At 71.1% G+C, this 21,331-nt stretch carries 9 protein-coding genes; 3 read left to right on the forward strand and 6 right to left on the reverse strand.

Annotation, left to right across the window (positions count from 1 at the left end; genetic code table 11):
• Window positions 1-1,871 precede the first annotated feature (1,871 nt).
• Genes OG811_RS23305 through OG811_RS23330 form a run of 6 tightly spaced genes read right to left on the reverse strand, consistent with a single transcriptional unit; the run spans window position 1,872 to window position 17,162 of the window.
• Entirely contained in the window at window positions 1,872-2,681 is an 810-nt protein-coding gene (locus OG811_RS23305) for a hypothetical protein (protein ID WP_406068665.1), read from the reverse strand.
• 2 nt (window positions 2,682-2,683) lie between these two features.
• On the reverse strand, window positions 2,684-5,437 hold the full coding sequence (locus OG811_RS23310) for a non-ribosomal peptide synthetase (protein ID WP_406068667.1): 2,754 nt from the start codon (window positions 5,435-5,437) through the stop codon (window positions 2,684-2,686).
• Window positions 5,428-5,859, reverse strand: a complete 432-nt coding sequence (locus OG811_RS23315) for a phosphopantetheine-binding protein (RefSeq protein WP_406068668.1) — start codon at window positions 5,857-5,859, stop codon at window positions 5,428-5,430. Before OG811_RS23315 ends, OG811_RS23310 begins: the two co-directional genes overlap by 10 nt.
• Window positions 5,860-8,211, reverse strand: coding sequence for a lantibiotic dehydratase (locus tag OG811_RS23320; protein WP_406068669.1), 2,352 nt, complete (start codon window positions 8,209-8,211; stop codon window positions 5,860-5,862).
• A gap of 28 nt (window positions 8,212-8,239) precedes the next feature.
• Window positions 8,240-13,687 carry an SDR family NAD(P)-dependent oxidoreductase gene (locus OG811_RS23325; RefSeq protein WP_406068671.1) on the reverse strand — a complete coding sequence of 1,816 codons (5,448 nt, stop codon included), beginning with the start codon at window positions 13,685-13,687 and terminating at the stop codon, window positions 8,240-8,242.
• On the reverse strand, window positions 13,677-17,162 hold the full coding sequence (locus OG811_RS23330) for a condensation domain-containing protein (protein ID WP_406068672.1): 3,486 nt from the start codon (window positions 17,160-17,162) through the stop codon (window positions 13,677-13,679). The genes OG811_RS23325 and OG811_RS23330 overlap by 11 nt, the downstream gene beginning before the upstream one ends.
• A 516-nt stretch (window positions 17,163-17,678) precedes the next feature.
• On the opposite strand from OG811_RS23330, the gene OG811_RS23335 reads away from it, so the two are divergent.
• Genes OG811_RS23335 through OG811_RS23345 form a run of 3 tightly spaced genes read left to right on the forward strand, consistent with a single transcriptional unit; the run spans window position 17,679 to window position 21,313 of the window.
• Window positions 17,679-18,710 carry a MupA/Atu3671 family FMN-dependent luciferase-like monooxygenase gene (locus OG811_RS23335; protein WP_406068673.1) on the forward strand — a complete coding sequence of 344 codons (1,032 nt, stop codon included), beginning with the start codon at window positions 17,679-17,681 and terminating at the stop codon, window positions 18,708-18,710.
• Between the two features lie 39 nt (window positions 18,711-18,749).
• Entirely contained in the window at window positions 18,750-20,015 is a 1,266-nt protein-coding gene (locus OG811_RS23340) for an MFS transporter (protein ID WP_406068675.1), read from the forward strand.
• A complete protein-coding gene (locus OG811_RS23345; RefSeq protein WP_406068677.1) occupies window positions 20,012-21,313 on the forward strand; it encodes an AMP-binding protein in 1,302 nt (433 codons plus the stop codon). Before OG811_RS23340 ends, OG811_RS23345 begins: the two co-directional genes overlap by 4 nt.
• Window positions 21,314-21,331: the final 18 nt, after the last annotated feature.

Here is a 21,331-nt window from a genome sequence, read left to right on the forward strand (position 1 = left end):
TGTCCGATCGCTCGATGCCCCTGCCGACCGGGGCAATTATCGATATCTGGACGATTTCTTCCAGCGCAACATAGGAGAGGCAATTTCCGCACCGGGCGGTGTGCACTAAAGGTCTTCGGATCTCCGGCCGGCCGGGTGGCATGAATTTCTATTATCTCGACGCTTCTACGCGTTGACGACGCCGATCTTCCCGCCATTTTCCTGCCCCGAAGGAGACGGAGGGTGGGCACTGAGATCCTGAGGCGCACAACTGCTGGCCGAACCGTTCGTCGCACGGCGTTCGTCTCGGGTGGCCCGCCTCGCTCCGGTGCCACGACGCTGTCTCGCCACGCCACCATCGGGACCGCCTGAAGAACGCCGACCCCCCCGTCAGGCGGCGCGTCGGTCAAAGGGATCAGTCGGTATTCGATCATCGCGTCGATCGTGTTCCCAAGGGGGCGGACGAGATTGAGTTCGGTGCACGTGACTCGCCGACGGGCAGGCTCCGTGGCGTCATCGACGCGTCCGAAAGTTTCACCGTGGGCCGGAGGGCGGGGGTGCGTGATGACCGGCGGAGGATGGGTCGACGTTTGGTCTGCGCGAGGGCAGGCTTGACGGGGGCGGCCAGGAGCCGAGGTCGTCGTTGCGAGCCAGGAATCGGTCCTCGCCGGAAGCGGTGATCGGCGTACTGGCCGAGCGCTCGACATGGATACAGGTGCACCGATGATGAACACCGGGTAAATGAGTCAGTAGCTCCGGCAGGTCATTGGTGAAAGGCGTCCGACCTTCGGATCCGGATGGTGCCCACCGAGCCCGTTGATCAGCGGCACCTGCGTCGGCGCGGCCCCGTTCAGTCGGTGCTGAAGTCGTTCGACGGGCACCGGCGCGGCGTGGACCTGGCCGTCGGCCCGCGCCCCGTCGTCGAGAGTCGCCGATGGGCATGCTGGCGTCCTTCGGCACCTCAAGCGGCCACTGCCTGCGCAGACCGGCGAGAAGGTCAAACCGCATCAGGTGCGGGACCCGCGGGACGGCGCGACGCCGAGGTGCGCGAGGTATGGCCCGCGGACGAATAGCCAGTGTCAGTGCCCACGCCACCGACTAAGCCGGCCAGGATCGGCAGCAACTGCGGTTGGAGCTGAACAACCGAGCGGCCCGCTGTCCGTGGACTGCCCGAATCCGCGTCGAGGAGAGACGCGGCGCGGCGCAGGCACTCGGGAGCCGAATGTCGACCGAATTGCCGTGACCTCATGATGAAGGAAGGTGACGGCCAAGGGGGACCTCCCGGCGAGTGTCTTCAGCCGATGAACACCAGATATGCCCGGTGCCGCAGCTCTGCGAGTCGCCTGTCGTGGCATCGTGAAGGCAAACGTGTCGCTGGCCGTCGGACCGACGTACCAGTTGGGCATCCGCCACTGTGTCCCGCCTGCGAGTCGTTTTCGATCTCGCGTGTGAGCAACCACAGCCGTCGGTGTGCCTGAATCAGGGCTGCCCGCGCAGCCCCGTGACCGAACTTGACTAGCGCAAATGAGGCTAACTGGTGACGTCGCTGGCATGGCTACGAACCCTCGATCAGTGTCGGTTTCCTCTGTAGGGCAATCACCTCCCAACAGGGAACTTCCACGAGAGTGCTCCACGTTCTGTGCGACCCGTGAGCAACTCTCAATCAGGCGAGGGCGGCTCACTTGAGATCGCCCGATCACTGGTCGGAGTCGATCCAATCCTACGATGGCCAGCGCCACGGCGATGACCCGGCGGCTTGCGCCACGGGCGACCGGGGACCCGGTTACGGCAGCCGTTTCGATAAGGAGGCGTTGGCAGATGGCTCGGCGGTGTGCGGCGGCGACGGCTGGTCGGTTCGCGTACTAGGTCGTGGTGGACGCGAAGCTCGCTGCTTACCGCAGTGCCTCCGCCACGATACGGGCGACGGCGGGATCGGCCAGCAGTGCCGCGCGGGAGACCGGGAGGCGGTGCTTCTCGACGCCGAACCCGTCGGGCAGGTGGTGGTTTCCGGACACGATGACCGTCGCCGAGCCGCCCCGCGCCGCGCTCGCACGTCCGGCGGTGACCAGGTAGCTGAGGAAGGCGGCGAACCGCTCCGAGAACCCGCGGCTCACCTCCTCGTCGGCGTCCAACATGTCGCACACGGTCTGCACGACGCCGTCGTACAGGGCCTGGAGGCTGCGCATGGCCTCGGCGAGCTCCGCAGGAGCCTGCGTGCCGATGTTCGACCCGAGGGCGCCGGTGAAACCGGCCGCGGCAGCGAGGGCGGCCCCAATCTGGTCCTCCGACAGCAGCTCCGCATAACCCTGCACCGACGTGGCGAAGAGCTCCTGGATCAGGTCGCCGTCGACGTGACTGGGGTCGAGCAGCACGACCGGGGGCTCAGGCATGCCCCTCGTGCGCAGCAGGTCCCCCGTCTGGCGGGCCAACGCGCCCCCGGCGCAGTAGCCGAGCACCCCGCAGACTTCCAGCCCGGCGTTCCTGACGTCGTCGAGCCAGCGGCTGACGCAGCCGTGCGGATCTGTGCCGGTGACCGGGTCAGCGGTCTGCGGAGCGAACACCGGCTCCCACACGACCGGTTCCGGCGCGAGGTTGGCGACCAGGTCACTGAAGCCGGCCTCGCGACGACCGGGACCGAAGTCCACGGTGAGCAGTACGCGGTCGCTGGGCCCGGGCGCGAGAACCCGCCATGTGGACTGCATCGTCATCTCGATTCGTTCGTCTGGGCAACCGGCGCGCCGCCCCCGGAGGGCACCACGTAGGCCACCAGTTGGCGGTTGCCGGAACCGTCGTCGCGGGCCACCACCACGGCGTCCTTCACGCGGGGGTGCCGGCGCAGCAGGCTGGCGATCTCGTCCACCTCGATCCGGTGGCCCCGGATCTTGACCTGCGAATCGGCCCGCCCGAGGAACTCGAAGTCGCCGTCGGGGCGCAGCCGGACCAGGTCGCCGGTCCGGTAGAGGCGCTCGGTGCCGGTCTCCGGAGGACCGGCGACGAAGCGCTGGTCCGTCAGGCCCGGACGACCCCGGTAGCCCAGCGCCAGTCCACTCCCGCCCAGGTGCAGCTCGCCCACCACACCGGCCGGCAGGACACCGCCATCGGGGTTGAGCACCCAGGCCGAGGTGTTGTGGATCGGGCGGCCGATCGGCACGACCTCGTCGTCAGGTCCGGGTCGTACCGGGGCGATCAGCGACCAGACGGTTGTCTCGGTCGGGCCGTACATGTTCCAGACCTGGGAGGCGACCGCGCAGAGCCGGTTGGCCAATGGGCGGGTGAGCGCCTCGCCGCCGCAGAGCGCCAGGCGTAGTCGCAGGTGCGCCGGGGCCAGGGCCAGGATGGCGTCCCAGGTCACCGGCGTCGCCTGCATCACGGTCACCCGTTCGTCGGTGACCAGATCGAGCAGACGCTGGGGGTCGCGGGCGTCCTCCGTCGAGGCGAGCGCGATCCGTGCGCCGACCGTCAGGGGCAGGAACAGCTCCAGCACGGAGATGTCGAAGGACGGACTGGTCAGGGCGAGCATCACGTCGTCCTGGGTCAGCCCCGGGCGCTCCGCCATCGAGGTCAGGAAGTTCACCACCGCGCGATGCGGCACGTTCACGCCCTTGGGCTGGCCGGTGGAGCCGGAGGTGTAGATGACGTACGCGGGGTCCTCGCCGTCGCCCCCCGCACCGACGGTCAGCGGCGGGCCGTCCGCCGCGTCGCCGTCGACCTCGTCCACCACGACGACCCGCGTGCCGAGCGCGCCGAAGGTGTCCGGCGCGGTGCCCGGACCGGAGACGATCACCTGAGCCTGCGCGTCGCGCAGGATGAACTCGACCCGGCGACGGGGGTACGTCGGATCCACGGGCAGGTACGCCGCGCCGAGTTGCCAACTCGCCAGCATCGCGAGCAGGGCCTCGACGGACCGGTCGAGGTGGACGGCGACCACGTCGCCGCGAGTCACCCCCTCCCGTGCCAGCCGCTCGGCGAGCTGCCCGGCGTGCCGCCCCAGCTCGGCGTAGGTGAACCGGCGACCCCCGCTGCACACCGCGGGCGCGTCGGGATGCTTGTCGATCGAGGCGAGCGCCAGCTCCAGGACGCTGCGTACACCGGGCAGGGGAGTGCGGGGCGGCGCGCACAGGCGGAGCAGGTCCCGATACTGCTCCTCGGTCACCAGGCTGAGCCGGTCCACCGGGGTGTCCGGCGAGGCCATCCCGTGGCGGAGGAGGTTGACCATGTGCTCCAGCAGGAGGGCGGCGGTGCCCTCTTTGTAGATGTCCGCGCTGGCTTCCAGCTTCAGCAGCGTCCGCTGGTCGGTTTCGGGGACCACGGCCAGTTCGAGGTCGGTCTGGAGGGCCGCGGAGGCCAACGGCAGCCGCCGAGAGGTCAGTTCGGGCACGCCGGCGAACGCCTGCGCCGACCGTGAGGCGTTGTTGAACAGGATCTGGTAGACCGGGTTGTACGCGAGACTCCGCTCGCGGCCCAGTTCGGCCACCACCGCGGCGAACGGTGGATGCCGGTGCACCATGGCCGTCAGTGTCTCGTCGCGTACCCGGGTGACCAGGTCGGCGAAGCTCGTGCCGGCGGGTGCCTGCACCCGCAGTGTCACCACGTTCATGAAGAGGCCGATCAGCCCTCGGAGTTCCGCCCGGTCACGTCCGGACACCGAGGTGCCCACCAGGATGTCCCGGTCCCCACAGTGTCGGCTCAGGGTGGCCACCCACGCGGCCGACAGAACCATCGCCGGCGACACCCGGTGTCGACGGGCGAACTCCTGCAGCGCGGTGACGTCGGCATCGGTGAGCGACGCCTGCGCCGCGTGCGCCGACAGCGTCGGTCGACTCGGGCGCGGGGCCGCGCCCGGCATCGTGAAAACGGCAGGGGCGTCGTGCAGGCGCTCGCGCCAGTAGGCGAGGTCCTTCGCCCAGGAGCCGTCCGTCGCGGCTGTCCGTTCCTGCGCGACGTGCTGTTGGTAGGTGGTCGGCAGATCCGCCGGCTGCCACCGGCCGCCGTCGCGCAGCGCGGCGTACGCGTCGGAGAGCTCGTCGAGGAGCACGCCCATGCTCGCCCCGTCCGTGAGGATGTGGTGCAGGACGATGAGAAGGACGTGGTGGTCGTCGGCGATCGGGTAGAGGGTTATCCGCATCAGCGGCAGCTCGGAGAGGTCGAACCGCACGGCTCTTTCTTCTTCGGCCCGGCCCGCCCACTCTTCGAGCGACGCCACCGGGACCACGCGCACCACAGGTGGCGCGCTGTCGTGCACCGTCACGAAGGGACGGCCGTCGCGTTCGTGGAAGGTGGTGCGCAGTTGCGCGTGCCGCTCCACGACGGCTTCGGCGGCGCGGCTGAGCACCGCGGGGTCGAGCGGCCCCCGGATCTCGTACGCCATGGTGAGGTGATGCATCACCGTGCCCGGCAGCAGCTGCTCCAGGAGCCAGATCCGCTCCTGCCCGAACGACGGCTCGGTGGTCAACGGCACGAGTCCTGCCTTCCCGCGTCGGCCGGTCCCGCGGCCAACGCTTCCCGTACCCGCGCGGCGAGGGCCGCCACGGTCGGCTGCTCGAACAGGTAACTGGCGGGCACACCGACCCCGTACGTCTTGCGCACGTGCGCGATCACTCGCATCACCTGCAGTGAGTTGCCGCCAGTTCGGAAGAAGTCGTTGTGGATGCCCACCTGGTCGCGATTGAGCAGCTGCCCCCAGAACCCGGCCAGGTTCCGCTCCAGGTCGTCGCGGGGCGAACCGTCGGCGCGGGACTCGACAGTGACCGCCGGCAGAGCGTTGAGGTCCACCTTGTGGTTCGGCGTCTGCGGCAGGGCGTCCAGCGTCACGACCGCTGCCGGCACCATGTAGTCGGGCAGCAGCTGACGGAGATAGTTGATCAGCTCTTCGTCGAGCACCTATTCACCCCTTCCGGTGCGAGGATCGGTGGAGTTCGCGCCGGCGGCCGGGTCGACGGCCACGATCCGCACCTCCGTCGTGTAGCCAGCGCCGTGACCGTCGGTCAGCCAGGTCTGGCCGACGTCCGGCAGCATCTCGGAGACGGTGAAAGTGGTCTGCCGCGCCTCGGCCGTCCGCCGTACCGCCTTGGCGAACAGATTCACCAACACCAGGCTGGTGAAGTCGACGAAGACCGGCTTGTCCTCGACCGGTACCTTGTAGAACGCTCTCTCCGGCAGGCCCAGCTCGGCGCGCCAGGCGCGAGCCGCCAGGAAGCGGTCCGGCTCCTTCTTGATGGACGCCCACCGTAGGTCGGTGGCGTCCAGCGTCCACGACTCGCGCGCGAGCACGAGCCGATCGATGGCGATGCGGGGCCGGTGCGCAGCGGGTGGCAGCGGCTTGAACCCGTTCACCGTGGCGGCCGAGAGCAGCTCGCCCGCCACTTCGAGCAGGTCGAAGCGCCGGACACCGTCGCGGGTACGGACCGCCAGTCGGCCGTCGGTGCGCTCCACCACGAGGCGTGCCGCCGGCAGCGGCTCTCCCGGGGTGCCGCCGGCGTCCGGGTGCAGCGACCAGTACGTGTACTGGGGCGACAGCAACGCCGACGGCGGGTAGGTGCGGGAGTTCACCGCCTGCCAGTGCTTCGGCGAGGACAGGTAGATTCGTCGGTCGCCGTGGTCCGCCTCGTCCGCCCGGAACAGCCAGGACGGATCCTCGTGCTGCTCGACGAAGAGGCGGCTCTCGACGGTGTTCGATGCCAGGTGCAGCTCGCCGAGGACGAGCAGGAACTCGCCGCGGGTCACCGCCTCGGGTCCGTCGGCGGCGATCATCAGGTCCGGAGCGTGGTGGACGGCAGCCGCCCAGGCCGGCTCCGGGGCCGCGAAGAGCTCGGCGACCCGATCCGCGATGTCCTCGGCACGTACCCGGTGACAGGGCGTGTCGACGGAGGGCCGCAGGATCTCCTGCCACCGGCGTTGAAGTTCCGCGGCGACCCTCGCCACCGGTCGTGGCAGCTCCCGGAGGGAGAAGGCCAACTGCGGGGTGGCGGCCGCGACGACCGCCGCCAGCGACGGCGGGGTGTCGCCCGAGCGCGCGCGCACCGCCTCGTACGCGTCGTCGAAGATCGTGCGGTACTCGCGCGTCACCTCGGCGACGAACCAGCGCGCGCTCTGCAGCAGCAGCGCCAGCGGCGGGGCCAGCGCGTCGAGGACCGTGGTGCCGAGGCGGACGTCCACGTCGCGCACGGTGTCCTCGTAGAGGATGGTGCGTCCGGCGTAGGTCTGCCCCGGCCGCCGGGCCGCCTGCACCCCGGCGATCTCTTCGAACACCCCGGCGGCGTGTTCCAGCGCGACCACGAGCTTCGCCTCGTCGCCGGCCGCCGCGGCGACCGCGTCCCGGGCGTCCAGAAGGCGGCCCACGCGGGTCAGGACGTCCCTGCGCACCACCGGGTCGCCCACCCGGTCGAGCCGCTCGATCAGCTCCCGCTCGGGGTGGGCGGAGACCGCCACCTCCAGGCCCAGGTGCAGGAGCCCACGCTCCCGCAGTGTGACGAGCTGGTCGAAGACGTCCTGCTCGGTGGGGAACTCGGGGTGGCCCGACCAGAGGAAATCGTCGGCGATCTCCCGGGCGGTCCTCGCGCCGTCGCAGAGGCCGATGAGCTCGGCCTCCGCCTCGGTCAGCTGAACCGGCGGCCGGCTGCTGCGGTGCAGCGTCCGGCCGACGAGGTCGAACGAGCTGACCCGGCGGGGCGGCAGCCACGGCAACAGCTGCGGGTCCTGCTCCAAGGCATGCGCCACGGCGTCCACCGCCCAGACCTCGAAGTAGGTGGTGCGTCGGGCGAGGAGGTCGAGGCCGGAACTGACGCGGGTCGCCGCGTCGTCGGCGGACCAGTGCGCCCAGCCGACCGGACCGAAGAAGCCGATGGTGTCGTTCTTGACGCAGTAGCGCTGCCAGTAGCTGGCGATCGCCGACTCGTGGTTGCGGCCCCGGACGTTGCGCGGTTCCCCGGCGGCGGCCTTGTCGACACAGTCGGCGATGAGTGCCCGGTTCTGCCAGGCCACCGCCTCGCGGAACGCCGGGTCGCGGGCGATGTGCCGGATCTGCTCCGACAGTTGGGCCGTCGCGCGCTCATAGGCGGCCTGGTAGTCCTCGCGGCTGCCCTCGCCCGTCGCGGACCGGTCGGCCGCCGACGCCAGCTCGACGTTGCTGAGGCGTCCGACCTCGGCCGCGGGGAAACCGGCGCTCCGCAGCACCGACTGCTTCCAGATCGACCAGTCGCTGCCGCCGAGGCGGAGCAGGTGCTCGGCCGTCACCGCCGCCACCCCCGATTCTGCCGCCGGGTCATCGGCCCGCTCCCAGTCGGCGCAGTTCCTCGATGAAGCTGCCGAGGGTGGGGTAGTCGAAGATGGCGCCGATGCTCAGGTCCACACCGAAGCGGTCCCGGACCTGTGACATCAGCTCCACGGCGATCAGCGAGTCGCCGCCCAGCGCGAAGAAGTCCTGGTCGTCGCCGAGGTCGACGACACCGGTCGCCGCCGTCCACAGTTCGCGGACCTGGTCGGCCAGCTCGGCCGGCGCCGCTGTCGGCTCCGCGATCGCCGGCGCCGGTGGCGGTTCGGCGATGGCGGACGCCTGTTCCGGCATCGCCGACGGGACGGTGGCCGCCGGCGTCGACGGGCCGTGCCGGTCGGTCGCCGGTCCGGGTGGCCGCGGAACGGGTACCGGCCGTCGTGCCCGCGTCTCCTCCCGCGCCGCCGTCGTCCACAGGTCCGCGGACGACGGCTCGGGACGACCGTCGCGGAACCGGCGAACCGCCACCTGTCGGGGTGTGCGCGCCGCCAACAGGGTCATCAGCAGGTCGACACCGATGTCGGGCGGAATGCCCACGCTCTCGGCGGCGCCGTCGGCGGCCCCCCGAGGTGACACCAGGGCGGCCGGGTCGGTGGCGCGGCGCATGGTGAAGCCCCGCACCTCGACCAGCACGGTGCCGTCCTCGTCGAGGACGTCGAGGTCCGCCATGATGCTGTTGGCCGGGGCGTCCGGCCGGCGGCGGATGTGACTGAGGATGCGACCCGGCAACCGGCCGTGCACCACCACCGAGCGGTACATGAAGGGGACGTGGATGTCGTCCTTGTCCAGGTCCCGTACCGACGTGGTGGCGGCGTCCATCAACGTCGGGTGGACCGCGTGTCGAAGGGCCTCGTCCTGGTAATCCTCGGGCAGCGCCAGGACCAGCAGTTGGCTGTCACCGGCCGGGTGGGCCTGGACCTGCTGATAGGTGCGCCAGCGCGGGCCCAGCGTGAACGCCTGCCGGTCGGTGCCGAACGGTGGCAGGGGGCGGTGCTCGGTCAACGTGGCGCGCAGTTCCGCCAGGTCGACGTGGCGCGGTGCCGGAGCGTCCGCGTCAGGCCGCCACGCGGCGACCCGCCCTCGTACGTGGGTCTGCACGTCGGTGGGGGAGGACGTGGTCAGCGGTGCCGAGGAGACCGCGAAGGTCCAGTTCTCGCCGTCCGGGTGGAAGGCCACCTCCACCCGCCGCGGCGAGGTCAGCTCCAGCATCCGCTGGAACACGACGTCGTTCAGCTGGACCGGCTCGTCCGCCCCGTCCAGGATCTCGGCCCGGAAGGCGTCGACGACCAGGTCGAGGTGTCGGGTGCCCGGCACCACCGGCACGTCGCCCAGCCGGTGTTCGTCGGTCACCGGGTCGTTCTCCGCGCTCAGCACCGTCTGCCACCGGCGAGCCGGAGCCTTTCCCGCGGCGGAGAGGAGCATTCCGCCCGCAGCCATGCCCACGCTTCGCCACGCCGGCCAGTCGATGCTCAGCAGGCGATCCGCGACGAGGGGCGTGTCGCGCACGAAGGTGTCCAGATAGGCGTTGGCCGCGGCGTAGTCGGCACCCCCCGACTGGCCTCCCAGCGCGGCCCTGCTGGAGAAGCAGACGAAGAAGTCCAGCCGTTGGCGTTTGGCGAACACCGACTCGAGACTCAGCGCACCGGCCATCTTGGGCGCGAACGTCGCCTCGCTGTCCGCCGCGTCGGTGAACTGGACCGTGCCGGAGCCGATCCGGCCGGCCAGATGCAGGACACCGTTGACGGGCCCCCACCGGCTGGTCACCTCGTCGACCAGGTGACCCAGTGCGAGGGCGTCCGCGACGTCGCAGCCGTGGGTCTCCACCGTCGCGCCGAGCGCGCCGAGTTCGTCGACCACCTCGCCCGGCACCGACCCGCTGCGCCCCACCAGGACGAGAACCGGCTGCTGACCGGTCCTCGCGAGACCGCGGGCCACCTCGATGCCGAGCCCTCCACCGCCGCCGGTGATCAGGTACACGCCGTTACGCCGGACCGTCGGTGACGTACCGGAGACCACCTCGAGCCGCCGCTCGGCGGGCACCCACCTGAGTTCGCCGCGCAGTGCGACGACCGGCGATCCGTCCTGGTCCGCCAGCTCCGCGGCGAGGTCGTCGTCAGCCACCCGCTCGCCGAGGTCGATCAGTCGTACGGTGAGTCGTCGGTCCTCCTCCGCAATGGTCGCGGCCAACGGCGGCAGCAGGGCGTGCTCCGGGCGTACGCCCTCGGCGCCGCTGATGTCGACGGCCTGGCGGGTCAGTACGACGATCCGAGCCCCGTCGGCCACACCAGAGACCCGGGACACCAGCCGCGCCACCTCGTGCAGCTGTCGGAAGGGGCGCTGGAGCGCGGCGACATCGGTGCGTTCGGCAGCCGTACCGGAAAGACCCCACGCGTGCACCAGCATGAGCGGCTGCCGGCCGGCAGCCGCGACGTCCCGCAGCAGGTCACCCAGCTCAGCCTGACGTCGGGCGGGCAGGTGGAAGGAGCGCTCGGACGAGCCGGACTCCCGGGCGGCCGGGACGGGCACCATCCTGATCCCGGCCCGTTGCAGGGCAATGGTCAGATCGCGCGCCCGGTCCTCCTCGGCCAGCAACAGCGCGTACGGCGCGGTGTCGGAGCTGCCGTCCGCTCGGTGGGGCGCCGGTATCCAGCAGGGCACCGAAAACGGGGACTCGTCCACGGGGGTGTCGCCGGTCAACTGCTCCTCCGTCGGGTCGTCTGTGTCGGGTGCCGCCACGCTGTGATCCCTCTCGGACGTCGGTGCGGTGTCGGGTGCGGGGGATGTCGGCTCCACCGCAGCGGTCGCGGGCGGGTCCGCCCAGAACCGCTCCCGCTGGTACGGGTAGACCGGCAGCGGCGTACGGACGACCTGTCGCCCGTGACCCACCGCGTTCCAGTCCACGTCGTGGCCGTCGGTCCAGACGGCAGCGAGGGAACGCAGAACTGCACTCTGGTCCTCGCCCGGGTTCGGCCGCCGGGGCGGCAGGGACGCCACAGCCAGGTGGCCCTCGTCGGCCAGGGCGCGGTGCGACCGGCTCAACGACGTGAGGGTCTGGCCCGGCCCCACCTCGATCAGCATGTGCGGCCCCTGGGTGAGCAGATGCTCCAGCGCGGGTCCGAAGAGCACCGGTTCGACGAGCTGATCGGCCCAGAACGTCGGGTCCGTCGCCTGCTGCGCGGTCATCGTCGCGCCGGTGGCGGCGGAGACGATGGGGATACGCGGCGCGCGCAGCGCGACGTCGCCGAAAGCGGAGCGGAACTCGTCGGCCGCCTCCCGCATGGCCTCCGTGTGGAAGGCGTGCGCGGTGCGGATCGGCCGACTGCGCAGGCCGCGCTCCCGCAACGTGCCGGCAAGGCCGTCCAGCGCGTCGCGCGGACCGGCCAGCACGGTCTGTCGGGGCCCGTTCACCGCCGCGATCCCGACCTCCACCGACAGCAGATCGGCCAGGTCGTCGCAGTTGGCGGCGACCGCGAGCATGCCACCCGCCGGCATCCGGTTCATCGCCCGCGCGCGGATCGCCACCAGCGCGACGGCGTCGGAGAGACTGACGACCTCGGCGACGGCCGCCGCGGTGAGCTCGCCGATGCTGTGGCCCAGGAGGCGGTGCGGCACGACGGCCCAGGAGCGCCACAGTTGCGCCAGGGCGTACTCCACCGCGAACAGCAGCGGCTGCGCGACGACGGTGGCCGCCAACTGGGTGTCGTCGCCCGTACGCCAGGCGTGCGCGACGTCCGTGCCGGCCGCCGAGAACAGGTGCAGCGTCTCGTCGAGCGCCTCGGCGAAGCGTGGCTCCTGCTGATACAGGTCCTGCACCATGCCGGCGTGCTGAGCGCCCTGCCCCGGAAAGAGGAAGGCCAGTTCCCGCCGGTCTCCGGAGCCCCGGACCACGGAGTTGACGTCGCCTGCGGCGAGGCCGGTGACCGCCTCCGCGGCGTTTTCGGCCAGCAGGGCGGCCCGGTGCGGATAGGCGCGGCGGCCGTGTTGAAGCGTCGAGACGGTCGCCGCGAAGGTCCGCTCACCGTGGTCGGCCAGATGGCTTCTGAGCCGTTCCTGGTAGGTGTCCCGGGCGGTGGTCGTCGCTGCCGACCAGACCAGCAGGCGAGGCCGGGCGACGGCGGGCTCGGCCACCCGTAGGGGCGCTTCCTGCAGCACCGCGTGGGCGTTGGTCCCGCCGATGCCGAGGGAGCTGACGGCGGCCAGCCGGGGCCGGTCGGAGCGGCGCGGCCAGGGGGTGGGTTCGCTCGGCAGGTGGAAGGGCGAGCCGTCGAGCTCGAGCTTGGGGTTGACGGCGCTCACGTTGATGGTGGGCGCGATTCGCTCCCGCTCCAGGCTGAGCACGGCGCGGATGAACGAGGTGACACCCGACGCGTGCCCCAGGTGACCGACGTTGGCCTTGACGGAGCCGAGGGCCACGGTGCCGTCACCCGGGTGCCCCAGTCGGCGGTACGCGGCCAGCAGGGCCGCGACCTCGATCGGGTCGCCGAGCATCGTCCCGGTGGCGTGCGCCTCGACCAGCCCCACGTGGTTCACGTCCGCCCCGGCCATCATCATGGCCTCCAGCACCACGTTGGTCTGGCCGGTCACGCCGGGGGCGGTGAAGCCGACCTTCCGGGCGCCGTCGTTGTTGACGGCGGTGGCCCGCACGACGGCCCGGACCGCGTCACCGTCGGTGAGCGCCTGGGAGAGCTTCTTGAGCACCACGACACCCACGCCGCTACCGAAGATCGTGCCGCTGGCGGCGGCGTCGAACGGCCGGCAGTGCCCGTCCCGGCTGAACGGTCCGTCCATCGCCCACCGGTACCCGTGGGTCACCGGCATCTCGACCTCGACGCCGCCGGCGAGAGCGATCTCGCACTCCCCGTTGCGGATGGCGGCCACCGCCTGATGGATGGCGACCAGCGAGCTGGAGCACGCGGTCTGCACACTCATCGCCGGCCCGGTGAAATCCAGCTTGTACGACACCATGGTGGCCAGCGAGCCAAGGTTGTTCCAGGTGCCGACCGCGAGTCCGGTGATGCCCGTGGGCGTCCCCGGCTTCGGGCGCAGGTAGAGGTCGACGTACCGGTTGGTGCCGGCGGCGCCGAAGACCCCCACGTCGGTCACGGAGTCCGGGTTGTAGCCCGTGTTCTCCACGGCGGCGTGCGCCGTCTCCAGGAACAGCCGCAACTGCGGGTCGCTGGTGCGTGCCTCCCGCGCGGTCATCCCGAACAGCGCCGCGTCGAACATGTCCAGCTGCGCGGCTTCGGCGACCGCCCGCACGTACGTCGGATCGTCCAGGGTGGAGCGGGGGACTCCGGCAGCCAGCAGCTCGTCCTCCGACGGGAAGCGGACAGACTCCCGACCCGCGCTGAGGTTCTGCCAGAGCTGCTCCACGTCGTCGGCGCCGGGGAACCGCCCGGCCATGCCGATCACCGCGATGGGCTCGAGTTCATCGGTCATCCCCCGACCTCCCTTTCCGGTCCTGGTTCAACTGGGTTCGGACGGCCCGGCGTCGGTCACCGGCACTCCCGAGCCCGGCCGCGGAACGCAGGGGCGCCACCGGCCCGGCAGCCGCGTCCGCTCCGGCGAGCAGCGCGCTGACCTGGCGAACGGTCGGATGTGCGAAGAACGCCGTTGCCGGAGGCGGATCGGGCATCGCATCGGCCAGCAGCGCGTGCACCTGCAGCAGCCTCATCGAGGTGAGACCGGCTTCGAAGAAGTGCTCGTCGAGACCGATCTGCCGGCCGATGACCCCGGCGATGAGATCGCCCAGCCAGCGTTGGGTGTCGGTGGCCGGGACGTCCCGGCCACGCTGCCGCACCGCCGTGTCGCCGGTGCCCGTGGGTGAGAGTTCGGTGGGGTGGAACACCACCTTGTGATTGGCGCTGGTGGCGAGGCGGTGCCGGATGTCGATCCGGGCAGGCACGGCGTGCCTCGGCAGCAGCGACAGCAGGTGCGATCGCAGCGCCTGCGGGTCGATCGTGGCTTCGGGCCGGGGGACAACCTGCAGGGCCAGGACAGGTCCGGCCGCGGTGGCGATGGTCCCGGCGACGGCCTGTGCCACCGGACCCGCGCGCAGCGCGGCGCTCTCCACCTCGGCCAGGTCCAGGCGGTGACCGTCGACGTCGACCTGGCGGTCCCGCCGGCCGACGAACTGGACCCCGCCGTCCGGGTCGACGCGGCCGACATCGCCGGTCCGGGAGGCCGGTCGACCGTCCGGGCCGGTGACGAAGCGGTCCGCCGGTCGACCGTCGTCCAGGTATCCCTCGGCGAGCAGGGGACCCGTCACCACGATCTCGCCGGGCTCACCTGTTCCGACGTCCCGGTCGTCGTCTGCCAGGACCAGCAATTCGTTGCCCGCCACGCCGCGTCCGTGCGGCAGCACCTCGTCGTCGGCCCACTGTGCCAGCGCCTCCTCGGCTGACTCGCCGTGACCGATCACCTGACGGCAGGCGGCCAGCTGCGGCGTCTCGGTGGTGCCGTAGCCGTTGACCACGGCGGCCGGGGTCAGCTTCCGCAGCCGCCGGACCAGCCCGGCGGTCAGTGGTGCGCCCCCACTGAGCACGAGCCGCAGCATGTCCAACCGGACCTGGGGCGCGGAGTGATGCGCCGCGACGAGCATCTCCAACAGCCCGGGGGTGGCGTGCAGCACGGTGACCCGCTGATCGGCGAGGAAGCGCAGCAGTGCGGCCGGGTCGGCGAGCACCGCCTCCGGGGGCACCGCGACGCTCGCCCCGGCGTGCAATGCGACGAGCAGATCGCGCAGCACCGGGTCGTGACCGATCCCGCCGACGAGCGCGAACCGGTCCGCGGCGGTCGGCCGGAACGTCGCCCCGTACCAGGCAAGCGCCGCGCTCAACGGCTTCGGACCGACCACCACGCCGGCCGGGCGTCCGCCACTGCCCGAGGTGAAGAGGATGTGACTCGCGCCGGGCAGCGTCCGCGGCTCCGGCACGCCGCTGCGGAGCGCGGGCGCCGCGAGCGGTTCCGACGGTACGTCGATCACGGCCGCAGGCTGGAGCTGTTGCTGCTGTTCGGCCAGGCGAGCTTCGGGTAGGGCCGCGTCGACCAACGCGAGCACCGCCCCCGCGCGCCAGCCGGCGAGCAGCGCCGTCGCCAGACCAGCGCTGCGGCGGCCCCGGATCTCCACCACCTGCCCCGGCGTGACACCGGCGGCGCTCAGCCGGGCACGAAGGTCCTCGACGGCGGCGTCGAGCACGCCGTAGCTCAGTGGACCCTCGACCGTGTGCAGCGCGGTGTCGTCACCGCTGCCGCGCAGGGCCCGTGCCGGCGACCAGGCGTCGGCACCTGCGATGGCCGGTGCCGGGTCGGCCAACGGCGAGTGCGCCCGCCGGTCCGCGCTGACCAGGGAGACCGCCCGCGGCGACACGTGGGCGTCGATCAGCATCTGGTCGAGGACGAGTAGGCACTGATCGAGCAGCTCCCGGGCCACACCCGGCCGGACCCGGTCCTCGGCGCGGACCAGCTCGAGGCGAAACCCGTCGGTGTCGCGGTGCAGGTAGAGGTTGAGGTCGAACAGCGCACCCGTTCCCGGCGCCGGCTGCGCCCGCACCTCGACATCCGGAAGCCGGGGCAGCTCAGCGCTCTGCGTGAGGTCGTTGAACCAGACCTGGAACAACGGATTGCCGAAAGGACGTACGGGCAGGTTCAGCTCGGCGAGCAGGGCGTCGAAGGTCGGGGTGGCGTGAGTGATGGCGCCGACGTGGCGGTCGCGGACATGACGCAGGACGTCGAGCAGATCGGAGCGACCACCGGTCTCCAACACCAGCGGGACGGTCTCGATCAGGAAGCCGACCACCTGGTGCTCCGTCTCCGTGCGACGCCGACTGGCCGGCATACCGATCACCACCTGCTCCGTCGCGCTCCAGCGCGTCAGGACCACGGCCAGGCAACCCAGCAGGAGCACCGCCGGAGTGAAACCGTGTGTACGCAGGAACCGATCCACCCGGCTCGTCCGCTCGGCACCCAGCGCCACCTCCTGCTTCGCGCCGCGTAACGAGGGGGCCATCGGCTGAGCGACCGGCAACTTTGGCGTGTCCCGCACCTCGGCCAGCAGGTCCTGCCAGTAACGCAGGTCGGCTCGCCAGGCGGTGCCGCCCACCAGCCGGTTCTCGGCCTCGGCGTACTCGGCGAAGCTGGGGGCGGGATCGAAGGTGGGTGCCTTCCCGGCCGAGCGGGCCGCGTACGCGGTGGCAAGATCGGCCACGACGATGTCCGCCGTGGCCTGGTCGGAGATGATGTGATGCATCGAGAGCACCAGGCACGCGTCCGTGGTGTCGGCCGAGCGCAGCAACCCCGCCCGCAGCATGGGCGCTTCGTCCATCGGGATCGTGACCGCCGCGAGCCGGCGTACGAACTCCCCGACCGCCGGGTCGGTGAGCACACCGTCGGCCTCCTCGACCGCCAACTCCGGCCGCGCACTGTCGTCGTACCGCAACTCCGGCGCGTCGGTGACCCACGCGCGCAGCGCGTCGTGGCGCCCTCCGACGTCACGAAGAGCGGCGCGCAGCGCGTCGACCTGAAGATGGCCGCGCAGGCGCAGCGCTGTCACCACGTTGTAGGCGGCCGACTCGGGGTGCAGCCGGCTCAGCACCCACAGCCGGCGCTGGCTGGGGGCCAGCGGCGAGCGGTCGTGGGCGCGGCGCTGCTCCGCCGGGGCCGGCGCCGGCGCGGGAACGGCCCGTGCTCGCACCTCAGCCAGAGACGCGTTGTCACGCATCAACAGGGCCAGCGGAATCTCCTGGCCCAACCGCTCCCGCGCCGCAGCCACGAACCGGAGGGCGGCGAGGGACTGCCCACCCAGGGTGAGGAAACCCTCGGCCTCGTCCTCCTCGCTCTCCGGTGGCCCGGCTGCCTCCCACCAGAGGTCGTCGAGCGACACGCTGCCGGGCGATCCATGCGGGCGGTCCGCCATCGGTAGTACTCCGTCCGTTGAAAGCGCGTGCGAGCGCGTGAGGTGGCGTCGCTGGTGTGAGGTCTCGGCCGGCCTCGTCCGCACCCTCGGTGCGTCCGGTCCGTCGTGTCCGACGCCGGCCTGAGAAATGTTGCTGATTTCTCGAAAGCACAGCCTCTCGCCAATTGCCGCAGCGGCGAATACCGCCGGTCGGCGTGTCCGCCCTGGGGTTGCTGCGGCGCTTTCCGCACCCGTCGACCGGGTCGGTCGATGAGCCGGTCATTCGTGCGGGCCTGCTCCCGCGTACCGAGGTGGGTCAGGTCCTGTGAGCAGCACGAGGATCGGGTGACGGACAGCAAACGAGAGTAAGCGCGCCCACCCGTCGCACGCCACGATGGACCCGTCGGTGTCGACCGCGGAAGGTGGATGGATGCCAATTGGTTCCGGCATTGGGAGCGTCGACCCGCAACTCGAACGGAATAGTCAACCGACCAGCACTCATGCAGATGACTGCTCCGAGCCAGGAGTTACCACAGCATGAAGTTCAGTATCTTCTACTTCGCGGATGCGGCCCCGAGACGGGACGCGGGTCTCTACCGTCTCCTCATCGACGGCGCACGGTTCGCCGATGAGCACGGGTTCGAGGCGGTGTGGACGCCGGAGCGGCACTTCCACGCTTTCGGTGGCCCGTATGCGAACCCGTCGGTGACCGGTGCCGCCGTCGCTGCGGTCACCAAGCGTGTGAAGGTCCGCGCCGGCAGCGTGGTGGCACCGTTGCACCATCCGCTGCGGATAGCAGAAGAGTGGTCGATGGTCGACAACCTGTCGGGCGGACGGGCCGGCGTCGCCTTCGCTCCCGGGTGGAACCCGGTCGACTTCGCCTTCCGCCCGGAGGCGTTCGCGGAGCGCGCGCGGGTGGTGGCAGAAACCGTGGGTCAGGTCCGCTCGTTCTGGGCCGGCGAGCCGGCAAATGTGGTGGACGGCAAGGGGCAGACCCGGCAGGTGCAGCTGTACCCGCGGCCGGTGCAGGACGAACTGCCGATCTGGATCACGAGCGGTGGCAGCCCACAGACCTTCGAGGTCGCCGGACACCTCGGCGCGGGTGTCCTGACCCACCTGTTCGGTCAGGACATCGAGGAGCTGGCGCAGAAGATCGAGGTCTACCGACAGGCCGCGGAGGCCACGTCCGCCCAGCCGAACGTGGTCGTCATGCTGCACACCCTGCTCGGGACCTCCCGTGAGGAGGTGCGCTCGCTGGTTCAGGCTCCGATGAAGGAATACCTACGGAGTTCGTTGGATCTCATGTCGCACACGCCAGCCGACGACGACGACCTCGATCCCGTCATGGTCGAGGCGGTGGTGAACGAGTTGCTCGAACAGGCCTTCGAACGCTACTTCGCCGACACCGGTCTGTTCGGCACCGTGCAGGACGGATGGAAGCGGGTCGAGGAGTTGCGCGCGGCCGGCGTCGACGAGATCGCGTGCCTCATCGACTTCGGACTGCCCGACTCGACGGTCATGGAAGGGCTGCGCCATCTCCGGGACCTGAAGCAGTCATGCGACGGATGATCCGGGCGGTTGCGACGAGCGGCACGAGGGCGGCATAGCTTGCGCCTGCCAACGACGGGGGTCCGCACGGCACGACCCCTCCGCCTAGTCCTGGCCGCACAGGCATCGTCCACCTACGGCAGCTTCCTCAACATGGTGGCGCTGGGGCTGTTCACCCTGGACGTCACAGGTTCCACGGTGCAGACGGGGCTCTTCATGGCCGTCCGCCTGGCTGCCGGCGTCCTCATGGCGCCGATTGCCGGAGTGCTCGTGGGCCGTTACACCCGGACCGGCCTGATGGTCACCGCCGACCTGCTCTCGGCCTCCGTCCTCGTGCTGTTGGTCCTGGTTCCGATGGAAGCCAAGCCGGCGGTGCTCTACGGGCTCGCCGTCGTGCTCGGCGCCGGTCAGGCCCAGTGGGGGGTCGCGCTGCGCAGCGGGCTTCCGGAACTGGTCGAGCCCGAAGGGCTCGCCCGGGCCAACGCGCATCTCGTCACGGTCCGTTCGACGGCCATGTTGCTCGGTTTCGGAACCTCGGGCCTGCTGGTCACTCTGCTCGGCTACCACGCCGCGTTCCTGGTCGACGCAGCGTCCTACGTCGTCTCCGCGCTGCTGCTGACCAGGGTAGGTAGCTGGCGTCCGGCGATCGCGCCGGCTCGGGGGCGGCCGGCGGGCCGCCCGCGTGGCCCGCGTCTCTCGCAGGCGCTGTCCGGGATCGCCCCCGTGGTGCTGGCGATGATCGCGGTACGGGCAGCCGACGCTTTCGGCTCCGCGTCGCACAACGTGGGGTTGCCGGTGTACGCGAGTCTGACCCGACCCGACGCACCCGCCACGCTTGCCGCTCTGTTCACCACGGCGTGGGCGGTCGGCAGCCTGGTAGTCGGCCGCTGGTTCGCGTGGCGGGCCGGGCGACGGAACGCCAAAGCCTCCTCCCCGGTTGCTTTCGGGGTCGCCACCTGTGCGATGTCGGTGCTGTTCGTCATCGCCTTCACTGGTCCGCCGCTGTGGCTCCTGGCCGTGGTGGTGGTTATGGCCGGGATGGCGGACGGCTATGCCGAGATCAGTTACACGATGCGCCTGCAGAACGTCGAGCCGTCCCGGCGGGCCCAGTTGTTCGGCCTGGCCGCGGCGGTCCAGAACGCCGGATTCGGTCTCGGCATGATCGTCGGCGCATTCGCCCTCGGACAGTTTTCTCCCCTACCGGTGGTCGCTGCGGCGCACGGGCTGGCGCTCGCCGCCGCCGTGGTGTTCGTCATCACCCACGTCCGCTCCCGGCAGAGCCGGCCGCACCGACCCGTTGTGCAGAAAGTCGAGGTTGCTTCGTGAATCCAGCATCGCCCGACCGGCGTCCCGCCATCAGCTACGGCGGCGGCGTGCCGATCGATGCCGCCCACCCCCGCACTCTCCGGGCCGCGCTCATCCGGGCGGCCCGGGACTTCCCCGAGTGCGGTATCCGGGTGGTGGACGCAGACGGACGCGAGCAGTTCCTCGACTATCCGAGCCTGCTGGCCAGGGGAGAGGCCACAGTGGCCGGTCTACGGGCACGCGGGCTGCAGTCCGGCTCGTACGTCATCCTGCGGATCGCGGCCGGCAGCGAGTTCTGGCCCGTCTTCGTCGGCTGCGTGCTGGGCGGCATGGTCCCGCTAACCGTGGGAGCGCTCAGCGGGTACGACTCGGACGCACCGGGCGTCGGTGCTCTCCTGCACGCGTGGCGCAAGCTCGGCGAGCCGGTCGTCGTGGGTGGCTCGGATGACCTCGAGGTGCTCGCTGGCCTGGCGGTGCGCGACCGGGTGGTGGCGGTGTCGGAGCTGACCACCGTCGGGGAAGATCGCCGGCCAGGGCGGATCCCCGACGAGGCGGGACAGGACGACCCCGATCCCGCGGCGGTGGCACTCCTGCAGCTGTCCTCCGGCAGCACCGGCACGCCCAAGATCATGCCACTGACGCACCGGGCGCTCGCCGAGAATGCCATCGGCGCACGGGAGATGCTCGACATCGGCCCGAGCGACGTCCTGCTCAACTGGCTGCCGTTGGACCACTCCGCGGGCCTGCTGCTCTACCACGTCGCCGGAGTCTTCCTCGGCGTCACCTCTGTCAACGTCGCCACCGAGCTGGTGCTCGCCGACCCACTGCGCTGGCTGGAGCTGATGCGGCGGCACCGGGTGACGCACAGCTGGGCGCCGAACTTCGGACTGCGGCTGGTGGCCGAAGCGGCCGCCCGTACGCCCGAGCGGCAGTGGGACCTTCGCGGAGTGCGATGCATGGTCAGCGGTGGGGAGCAGTGCCTGCCCGAGACGATCGAGGCTTTCCTGGCCGCCAGCGGGCTGCCGGCGGCCGCTGTGCGCCCGGCCTGGGGCATGTCCGAAACCACCACGGGGATCACGTACGCCTCCTACGGGGCGCCGGTTCCCAGCACCGCCTCCGTACGGCCAGTCTGGACGGGGACCTGGAATGGGCAACCGGGGAGGACCCCTCGGAAACGTCACCGAGTTCCTCTCCGTCGGACGGCCGGCCCCGGGGGCGACCGCGCGGATCGTCGACCACAGCGGGGCGGTACTTCCCGAGGGTCGCATCGGTCGCCTCCAGCTCTCGTCGGCCCGGGTCATTCGCGGATACCTCGATGATCCGGAGGCGTCCCAGCT

It is taken from the genome of Micromonospora sp. NBC_01638, from assembly GCF_045209745.1.
Taxonomy (GTDB): domain Bacteria; phylum Actinomycetota; class Actinomycetes; order Mycobacteriales; family Micromonosporaceae; genus Micromonospora.

What these genes read in the sequence shown, in the direction of transcription:
- OG811_RS23305 (WP_406068665.1), bottom strand. Translation starts at nt 2,681, where the DNA reads ATGCAGTCCACATGGCGGGTTCTCGCGCCCGGGCCCAGCGACCGCGTA.
- OG811_RS23325 (WP_406068671.1), bottom strand. Translation starts at nt 13,687, where the DNA reads ATGACCGATGAACTCGAGCCCATCGCGGTGATCGGCATGGCCGGGCGG.
- OG811_RS23330 (WP_406068672.1), bottom strand. Translation starts at nt 17,162, where the DNA reads ATGGCGGACCGCCCGCATGGATCGCCCGGCAGCGTGTCGCTCGACGAC.
- OG811_RS23335 (WP_406068673.1), top strand. Translation starts at nt 17,679, where the DNA reads ATGAAGTTCAGTATCTTCTACTTCGCGGATGCGGCCCCGAGACGGGAC.